This is a genomic window from Tardiphaga sp., assembly GCF_025356345.1.
Classification (GTDB): domain Bacteria; phylum Pseudomonadota; class Alphaproteobacteria; order Rhizobiales; family Xanthobacteraceae; genus Tardiphaga.
Genome location: NZ_JANXTC010000423.1, coordinates 1 through 2,891, shown reverse-complemented (window position 1 = coordinate 2,891; position 2,891 = coordinate 1). Strand labels below are relative to the sequence as shown.

Here is a 2,891-nt window from a genome sequence, read left to right as displayed (position 1 = left end):
ATGCGAGGAGATACTAGCTATTGACGATTGCTTCATCAACGGATCAACGGTGCGCTTCGGCGCGCCGTTCGCGTTTCAGGACCCATCGCTATCCCATCAGCGGGGACTTATCGCATGGCTCACCATAACGACGCCTGGCTGCGTCATCAGCAGCAGCGCTTCATGCGGCCCGACGCTGCGCGCTATCTGCGCCCCGATGCGGCCCGCTTTCTCATCCCCGGCACCGATCCGGCGACCATCTACCCGGCGCTGCAGCGCAAGTATGATGGGCAGCCGCGGCTGCCGAAGAACGAGGATGGTGCCGGGCGTTTTACCTTTGGCAGGATGAATGGCGCTGCGGCGGCCGGCTCGAATCGGCCTCGCGTCTATATCTACACATCACGTCAGGCTCCCGAAGGGGATGGAGAAGGCGACGGCGAAAGCGAGAGTGAAAGCAGTTCTGAGGCCGCCGGCCAAAGCGTTCAGCTAGGCGATTTTCTCGAAAACCTGTTGCTCGCCGCAAGCAACGCTGCGGGAATTGGACATAATCAAGGACCTCCGCTTGAAGATCCGCCACAGCTTCCAAAAAGAAGGCCTCGAAGATCTCCGTCCGGAGTGCTTCGTGCGGCAGCCACTTGGCTGGGCCGCGCGATATCGCTGCGTAAAATCGCAGCAGCCGCCGCGTTCGTGGGCGTTTTGATAGCGGTTGATTGGGTTGCCAAAAGAATTCGTAATATCATAACCTATCTTGATCCGCCTCGAACGATGGAAGAGCTTTTATCTGCGGTTGATGTGCCCAGGGCCGGAACAGAACTCCATCATCACAGGATGGAGCAGAGCGTCTCGAAACGCCGTCAAATGACTCAGGCGGAAATCGACGCCCCCGGAAACCGGGTCAGAATTCCAATCTTGAAGCATTATCAAATTACTCGGTGGTATAGAGAGCGAAATCCGGAATTTGGGGGACTGACACCGCGCCAATATCTTGCCGGCAAGCCGCCCGAAGAGCATGCTCGCGTTGGACGGAAAGCGCTCATTCTTTTTGAGGTCTTGAAGCCATGACCACCGCAGACCTGTCTAGCCGCTCTGTACCAGAGCTCGTCGAGCAGTTTCGTCGTCTGGCGCTGGCGAAAGGCGAGGCCAGCGACAATGGCCAGACGGCAAAGTTCAACCGGCTTTATGGCAAGCTGGACGCCGTGCAGCAGCAGCTGCGGTCGCGGCCAGGCGATCAACGCCGCGCGCTCGTCGAACTATATGATCATGCCAATCCGCAGGTCCGGTTCGACGCGGCGATAGCGACGCTGGGGGTGGTGCCCGATCGGGCGCGAGCCGCGCTGCGGATGATCATCGACCGCGCCGAGTTTCCGCAGGCGGCCAATGCGCGCCTTACGCTGGACAATCTTCGTGAGGGTGGATTTATGCCGCGATGATCGCTTCCACGCAGTCGGCTGCTGTGGCGCGGATGCTTCCGCTTTGGCGGTTCGCTGTCGTGAGTCATTTGACAATACAGGCCAGCGACGGAGACCAGCGGGCGCCAGAAGCCGTCCGAAGAACACGCCCGCATTGGACGGAAGGCGCTGATCATGATCGAGGTCTTGAAACCATGACGGTCACAGATCTCTCAAGCCGCTCCGTCCCAGAGCTCGTCGAGCAGTTTCGCATTCTGGCGCTGGCAAAAAACGAGGCTCTCGAATCGGATCAGGACGCCAGGTACAAGCGGCTGTACTGGAAGCTCAACGCCGTGCAGCAGGAACTGCGGTCGCGGGCAGGCGATCAGCGCCGGGCGCTTGCCGAACTTTACGACCATCCCAATCCGCAGGTCCGGCTCGACGCCGCGATGGCGACATTGGTGGTGTTGCCTGACCGGGCGCGGGCCGCGCCGCGGATGATCATCGATCGCGACGAGTTTCCGCAGGCCGCCGATGCGGGATTTACACTGGACGATCTCGATGAGGGGCGTTTCGTGCCGGAATGAGCGCGCCAAAAGGCGCTGCCGTCGCCCGCGGACACCGCGTCTGGCGTGACCATTGGCCTCTCGGCATGTCAGCCCCGCCTGCGCGGGGACGACGCGTGGTGACCGATGTGCGCGACAGTGGATCGTAGGGTGGGCAAAGCATCGACCGCGCGAAGCGCGGCGATCTGTGCCCACGGGCCTGACACGTGTCGGCAATGGTGGGCACGGCGCAACAGCGCCTTTGCCCACCCGACCGCTACGGCGCCTGCGCGCGGCCTATCGCGGCTCGCTCGGCCGGTCGCGCTCGTGGCTTTCCGCCTCGGCGGCGGCGCAGGCGTCGATGCCGCGGCATTTGCTGTTGTAGACCCAGGTGCCGGCGGCGATCGCGCCGATCAGCACGACGGCCAGCAGCCACAGCCATCGGCGATCGAGGGTTTTCATTCGGTTCCAGTCCTTGCCGGTTCGTCGTCGTGCGTTGGTTGATAATACACGCCAGCGACGGAAACCAGCGGCCGTCGGAAGCCTCAGGCGGCCGCGCGGGGCAGGCTGCGCAGTGCTCGCTCGGCTGCTTCCGCCGCCGGGTCGGACCGCTGGCCTTGCCGCGATCCGAAGCGCCGTGCCGGCGGTTCTGTCGCCAAGGCGACGCGGTTCAACCCGGCACTGGAAAAGCCGGCGCGGACCCGGTAAGAACCGGCGATGCAAACCTGTTGTCCGAAATGTTCCACCATCGTGAAATCGTCCGACGGCCACTGGGAGCTGATCAATCCGGCCTGTCCCGATCTGGTCGGGACGCCGTGGAACGGGCAGACGGAATTCTGTCCGTTACTGTCCGAAGTGGTGCGGCCGGAGGTCGAATTGCCGGGCGTGGCGCAGGCCGCAGCGGTGCAGGCGGCGATCGACCTCGTCAAGGTGTCGTTCCTGAAATAACCCGGCGCGGCGCGGGGTGGCCGATCAGAAC

The 2,891-nt window shown here is 63.0% G+C and carries 5 protein-coding genes; 4 read left to right on the top strand and 1 reads right to left on the bottom strand.

All coding sequences use genetic code 11. The features are described from left to right. Positions 1–114: 114 nt before the first annotated feature. Genes Q0S16_RS26000 through Q0S16_RS25990 form a run of 3 tightly spaced genes read left to right on the top strand, consistent with a single transcriptional unit; the run spans position 115 to position 1,954 of the window. Entirely contained in the window at positions 115–1,041 is a 927-nt protein-coding gene (locus Q0S16_RS26000; protein ID WP_295855352.1) for a hypothetical protein, read from the top strand. After that, positions 1,038–1,409 (top strand): DUF2019 domain-containing protein, encoded by a 372-nt coding sequence (locus tag Q0S16_RS25995; RefSeq protein ID WP_295855349.1) that lies wholly within the window; start codon positions 1,038–1,040, stop codon positions 1,407–1,409. Before Q0S16_RS26000 ends, Q0S16_RS25995 begins: the two co-directional genes overlap by 4 nt. Then, positions 1,406–1,954: a DUF2019 domain-containing protein gene (locus tag Q0S16_RS25990; RefSeq protein WP_295855344.1), complete on the top strand. Its 549-nt coding sequence runs from the start codon at positions 1,406–1,408 to the stop codon at positions 1,952–1,954. The genes Q0S16_RS25995 and Q0S16_RS25990 overlap by 4 nt, the downstream gene beginning before the upstream one ends. Before the next feature lie 255 nt (positions 1,955–2,209). Here Q0S16_RS25990 and Q0S16_RS25985 read toward each other — a convergent pair whose 3' ends face one another. Next, positions 2,210–2,374: a hypothetical protein gene (locus tag Q0S16_RS25985; protein WP_295855341.1), complete on the bottom strand. Its 165-nt coding sequence runs from the start codon at positions 2,372–2,374 to the stop codon at positions 2,210–2,212. Between the two features lie 288 nt (positions 2,375–2,662). Here Q0S16_RS25985 and Q0S16_RS25980 point away from each other — a divergent pair, with 288 nt between their 5' ends. Beyond that, positions 2,663–2,860, top strand: coding sequence for a hypothetical protein (locus tag Q0S16_RS25980; protein WP_295855338.1), 198 nt, complete (start codon positions 2,663–2,665; stop codon positions 2,858–2,860). The last annotated feature ends 31 nt before the right edge of the window (positions 2,861–2,891 follow it).

What these genes read in the sequence shown, in the direction of transcription:
- Q0S16_RS26000 (WP_295855352.1), top strand. Translation starts at nt 115, where the DNA reads ATGGCTCACCATAACGACGCCTGGCTGCGTCATCAGCAGCAGCGCTTC.
- Q0S16_RS25995 (WP_295855349.1), top strand. Translation starts at nt 1,038, where the DNA reads ATGACCACCGCAGACCTGTCTAGCCGCTCTGTACCAGAGCTCGTCGAG.
- Q0S16_RS25990 (WP_295855344.1), top strand. Translation starts at nt 1,406, where the DNA reads ATGATCGCTTCCACGCAGTCGGCTGCTGTGGCGCGGATGCTTCCGCTT.
- Q0S16_RS25985 (WP_295855341.1), bottom strand. Translation starts at nt 2,374, where the DNA reads ATGAAAACCCTCGATCGCCGATGGCTGTGGCTGCTGGCCGTCGTGCTG.